Source organism: Actinocrinis sp. (assembly GCF_035938995.1).
Classification (GTDB): Bacteria; Actinomycetota; Actinomycetes; order Streptomycetales; family Catenulisporaceae; genus DASZGI01.
The window spans coordinates 1-5479 of sequence record NZ_DASZGI010000414.1 but is presented as its reverse complement, the minus strand read 5'-3'; the positions used below and the strand labels follow the sequence as shown (position 1 = coordinate 5479).

Sequence of the window (5479 nt, the reverse complement as noted above, 5' to 3'; positions counted from 1 at the left end):
CTGGCGTCCGACGTCAGCCCGCCGCCGTGGATCCATATCAGCACCGGCCGGCCGCCTTCGTCACCGCTGCGCAGGTCACCGCCGGAGTGCGCCGGCGTGTACACGTTGAGGTACAGGCAGTCCTCGCTGATGGGGCCGGGCGGGAAGGTCGCGTTCCCCTCGGCCGGCGGCGGCTGCGGGCAGCTCGGCCCGAACTGGGTGGCGTCGCGGACCCCCTGCCACTCGGCCGGCGGCTGCGGTGGGCGCCACCGCAGGTTGCCGGTGGGGGGAGCGGCGTAGGGAATGCCGAGAAACTCATTGATGCTGCCTGCGGCGACGCCGCGGACGGCGCCGTCGTCGGTGGTCGCGATCGGGGCGCCGCCGGAGCCCGACGCCACGGCCCTGGTGCCGGCCGTGGCAGCGGTGGCACCAGCTGCTGCGAGGGCCAGCGCGGCCAGCGCCGCGCAGCAGGCGGCCAGCGGGGCGCGCCGCCAGTGGGTTGTGTTCATGATCTTGACCCTTTCTATTTGGCCAGAGCGGGGGCGAAAAAGCCGGTGAGCAGGTGGGTGACGCGTTCGGCCTCGTCGTGAATGCACCCAGTGCGAGGCGTCGGGCAGGCGCTCGACGCGGTCGAGGCCGGGCACGTCGTCGTCGTCGGGGTCGGCGAGTTCCTGGCCGAGGTAGCGATCGTCTTGCCCCCAGATGACCAGCGTGGGCGCCTTGATCGGGCGTAGTGCCGCTTCGGCTTTCTTGGGCGGGGTCCGCACCGAAGACCGGTAGTAGTTGATCATCCCGGTGGCCGCGCCGGGCTGCGACCACGCCTCGGTGTAGCGTTCGGTCTCCTCCGGCGTGTACGCCGGGTGGGCGTCGCGCAGGAAGTGCCGGAAGAAGTGCCAGTGATTGGCGTGCACGACGGATTCGGGCAGCTCAGGGAGGTCGAAGAAGAAGAAGTACCAGGACTTGCGGAGCTGGCCCGGGTGGTGCAGCCCCTGCGACAGCTTGCGCGGATGGGCCGCGTTGAGAATGGCCAGCCGGTCCACGACCTCGGGATGGTCCAGCGCGGTGGCCCAGGCGACCGATCCGCCCCAGTCGTGACCGGCCAGCAACGCGGACTCGGCGCCGCGTTCGTGGATGAGACCAACGATGTCGGCGGTCAGCTGGCCGGTGTCGTAGGCGTGGACGCCGTCCGGCTTGGAGGACAGGTTGTAGCCGCGCATGTCGGGTGCCACGACCCGGAATCCCGCCGCCGCGAGCGGCTGGATCTGCTCCCGCCAGCCGTACCAGAACTCGGGAAAGCCGTGCAGCAAGACGATCAGCGGCCCCTCCCCGGCCTCCATGTAATGCAGTCGCTGCTCGCCGACCTCGGCGTAGCCCTCACGAAGTTCGCCGCTGGTGGGGTCCTCGGCTGTGCTCATAGCCGCCTCCCTGGGGTGTGTCCAGGGATGACGCTACGATCTCAATCGCTGCATCACACCAGGGCACTCCCTGGGTTGCCCCCCAGGGATAACCCAGTGGTTCCCTTGGCCTGGCCCGTCCGCGGGCTCAGTGAGGTCGCGCCCGCAGTCGCTTAAAGCCTGCTAAACCAACGCCGGCTAAGGGCGAGTACCGGCGAGCGGGCCGTCCTCGGGCAGCGTGGTCTGGAGTTGCCTGCGCGAGGTGATACCGAGCTTCGCAAACACGTTGCGCAGGTGCCACTCGACGGTGCGCGCGCTGACAAACAGCTGCGCGCCGATCTCCGGGTTCGACAGGCCGTCGCGGGCCAGCCGGGCGATCTGCTCCTCCTGCGGTGTGAGCTCCTCGTGCGTGCCGGGACTGCGCTTGCGCGCCTTCTCGCCTGTCGCTAGCAGCTCGCGGCGGGCACGCTCGGCGAACGCCTCCATGCCGATCGCCTCCATCATCTGCCGGGCGACCCGCAGTTGCTCCCGCGCGTCTGTGCGCCGGCCCTCGCGGCGCAGCCACTCCCCGTAGAGCAGATGTGCGCGAGCGAGGTCCGGGCGCAACCGCGCACGCCCTAGCCGATCAATCGCCTCACGGTACAACTCGTCGGCGGCGGCGTCCTCGCTCAACAGCGCATGTGACCGAGCTTCGATCCCCAGCCCCCAGTCGGTACCGGCGGGCTGTGTCGTCGCCGCCAGCCGCTCGAGCGCACCCCGGGCAAGCCCGGCTTGCCCACAGCGCGTGGCCGCCTCCACGAGCTCGGGGAGTGCCCATCCCGAAGCATAGAGGTCGACGGGATCCCAGCAAGCCTGCTGAGCCGCCGTCATTGCCTCCTCGTAGCGACTGAGCCCGTTGTAGAGCATCGCAGCCGCGTACTGCGCCAGGGTTATCACGCTTTCCTGCCTGGAGCCCTCAGCCTGATCGACGGTGGCGCGGATCAGAGTGGACGCCTCGGCCTCGCGCCCCCTGAGGCTTAGGAGCACGAGCGTAGTGAAGGGCTGCAGGCGGGCTCCGGTTGCAGCGGTGACTTCTTTGATCTCCGCGATGAGGGATGCCGTCGCCGCCAAGTCACCGGCCCGGGCCGTGGCGCCAGCCAGCGAGTTCAGGTAAATCGGCAGTTGCTCGAGGGCTCCGGCGTCCCGGACGAGCTGGATCTGGCATGCCACTACGGTCCGCGTCGCCTCGTTGTCCCACATGGCATACGTCGGTGCGCTGGCCAGCCAGCCCCAGCGTTCTACGGTGGACACGCCTTCGTCCACAAGGACGCGCGCTGCGCGCCGTAGCGTCGGTGCGGCGGCGGCGCGTCCCTCGGTGACGAGAAGCGCAAGCCCGTCGAGAATGAGGTCGATCGGCCGTGGAGGGTGGGCGGGCGGGGGAAGCGCCCTGGCTGCGCGGCACACTTTCATCCTGGCACTAACACCGGCAGGCCCGGCGAGTTGTGCCGCACCCAAGGCGTCCAGGTAAGTGTCGCGCGCCAGATCGGGATCCAGTGATTCGAGCCGTTTGGCAGCGTTCAGCAGCAACGTGGCCGGGTCGCTGCCTGCCCCCGAGCTGAACGCAATCTGTCCACGCAGCATGTCGGTTTGGGCGCGCTGGAACTCGTCGAGCGGCCCGGCCTCCGCCGTGGCCGCCAGCTCCAGCGCTTTGGCGAACGCGCCGGCCTGCAGGTGAGCCTGGGCCGCGGCCAGCGCGCGCTGGGCTCGCTGCGCCGGGTCGATCGTAAGCTCGGCGGATCGTTGCAGGAACGCGGCTGCTGCGGCGACGCCGCCGCGGGCCTGCGCGCGGCCGGCCGAGCCTTCGAGTTCGGCGGCGACCTCCTCATCGGGTCCCGGGGTGGCGCGGGCCCGGTGCCAGGCCCGCCGGTCCGGGTCGGTCTCGGCGATGGTGGCATCGGCCAGAGCGCGATGCACGCGGTGCCGGTCGTCCGCGGCTGCTGAGCGATACGCGGCGGACCGGACGAGTGGGTGTGCGAACTCGACGCGCCCGGCCAGCTCGAGCAGCCCGCCATCCTGTGCGGGGCCCGCCGCCGCGATGTTGATCCCGAGCGTCCCTGCGGCACGGTGGAGCAGGGCGCGGTCGCCGAGGGGTTCCGCGGCAGCGGTGAGGACGAGCAGTTGCGTGTCTGCAGGGAGCAGCTGGAGGCGCCGCACGTAGCTCTGTTCGATCCGGCCGGCGACCGGCTGACCGCTGGGGAAACCGAACCCGCCGGCGAGATCGGCGACGCTCCACGTCCGCGGCAGCTCGAGTAGCGCGAGTGGGTTGCCGTGACTCTCCTTGATGATCTGGTCGCATACGGCGGCGTCCAGAGGGCCGGGCACGTTGTCCAGCAGCAGCGCGCGGGCATCGCTGTCGCCGAGTTCGTGGACCGGCAGGACCGGCAGACCGGCGAGAACGTCATCGCCGGCCCCTGTCCGCGCGGCACACACCACCGCGATCCGGTCGGCGAGCAGGCGGCGGGCGACGAACCCCAGGATCTGCGCCGAGGCGTGGTCGAGCCATTGCCCGTCGTCGACGACACAGACCAGCGGCTGCTGCTCGGCGACCTCGGCGAACAGCGTCAGCACGGCCAGCCCGACCAGGAACCGGTCGGGCGCCGGGCCGGTGCTGCGGCCGAATACCGTCGCGAGCGCATCGCGCTGCGGGACGGGCAGCCGGTCGAGGTGATCCAGCATGGGCGCGCAGAGCTGGTGCAGGCCGGCGTAGGCCAGCTCCATCTCCGACTCGACGCCGACAGCTCTCGCGACGTACCAGCCCGCGACCCGGCCGGACAGATAGCCCAGCAGCGCGCTCTTGCCCACGCCCGCCTCGCCCCGCAGGACGGTGACCCGGCTCCGGCCAGCGAGCGCGTCGGCCACGAGCCGGTCGAGTGCCTCGCACTCGCTGCGGCGTCCGAGGAGCTTCGGGGGCGGGCGGGGATCGTGACTCGTCGGCGGCCTCCTTGCGTTGTCCCGCGACTGCGCGCAGCCGGTATCAGCCGAGCGTACGTCTGCGGCCGGGCCTGCGGAACCCCGCTGGCCCAGGGGCCGCGCCAGGGTGTCTCCCGGGGGCGATGCAGCACTCGAAGTGCAAGGGTGATTCCTGACCCGGCCGGCGCAACGCGCACTGGCCGGCTGGGCCCGCCACGCACATGACAGCGGAGCAGGCCGGGATGGAACTGCCGGCGTGAGCCACAACGACGTCTGGAGGAACCATGTCCGCCTCGATCAACTCCTCGCCCGTGCACCGCGAGCGGGACCTGATCGGGCAGACCGTCCTGGTCATCGGGGGCAGCTCCGGCATCGGGCTCGAGACCGCCCGGCTCGCCCGCGCCCAGGGAGCAGGCATCATCCTCACCGCCCGCGACCCGGACCGCCTGCACCGCGCGGGCCTCGAGCTCGGGGCCAGCATCGCCGCCTTCGACGCCACCGACTTCGGCCGGCTCGGCCGGTTCTTCGACGCACTGCCCGCCCCCATCGACCACCTCCTGGTCACCGGCCCCGGCCCCTACTACGCACCGCTGTCCGAGTTCGACCTCGACGCAGCACGCCGCAACGTCGACGCCCATCTCCTGCTGCCGCTGCAGGTCGCAAAGGACGCCGCGGCCAAGATCCGCCCGGGAGGCACCCTGCTATTCATGGGCGGCACCGGCGGCCGCCGCGCGGCAGCGGGCCGCTCGTTCATCGCGGCGCTCATGGCCGCGCTGCCCGCCATGACCAGGACCCTCGCGGTCGAGGTCGCGCCCGTCCGGGTCAACCTGCTCGCGGCAGGGTTTGTCGACACGCCTTTGTCGGCCTTCCTGCTCGGCGACCAGATCGACCAGCGCCGCGAACAGCTCCGTGCCACGCTGCCGATCGGCCGCGTCGTCGGCCCGGCCGACATCGCCGCCCTGGCGGTCCACCTCATGACGAACACCGCGATCACCGGCGCGACCTTCGACATCGACGGCGGCCAGCAACTCCTCGAAGGGTGAGCGCGGGATACCGCGACGAAAGCGACGCTTAGCTCGCTGGCAGCGACCGCACTCCAGTGGCGGCGCGGATGTCACCGCCACGAGGGTCGCCTCGCCCAAGACCGCCGACACTCA

3 protein-coding genes are annotated in these 5479 nt (G+C 71.3%); 1 reads left to right on the top strand and 2 read right to left on the bottom strand.

Features of this window, described 5'->3' with window-relative positions:
* Both VGZ32_RS28010 and VGZ32_RS28005 read right to left on the bottom strand, forming a co-directional pair.
* Nucleotides 1-1394, bottom strand: a 1394-nt coding sequence (locus tag VGZ32_RS28010; protein WP_326889238.1) for an alpha/beta hydrolase, incomplete at its 3' end; no start/stop codon positions are given.
* 177 nt (nt 1395-1571) lie between these two features.
* Nucleotides 1572-4589, bottom strand: a complete 3018-nt coding sequence (locus VGZ32_RS28005) for an AAA family ATPase (protein WP_326889237.1) — start codon at nt 4587-4589, stop codon at nt 1572-1574.
* Between the two features lie 17 nt (nt 4590-4606).
* Here VGZ32_RS28005 and VGZ32_RS28000 point away from each other — a divergent pair, with 17 nt between their 5' ends.
* Nucleotides 4607-5365 carry an SDR family oxidoreductase gene (locus VGZ32_RS28000; RefSeq protein ID WP_326889236.1) on the top strand — a complete coding sequence of 253 codons (759 nt, stop codon included), beginning with the start codon at nt 4607-4609 and terminating at the stop codon, nt 5363-5365.
* The last annotated feature ends 114 nt before the right edge of the window (nt 5366-5479 follow it).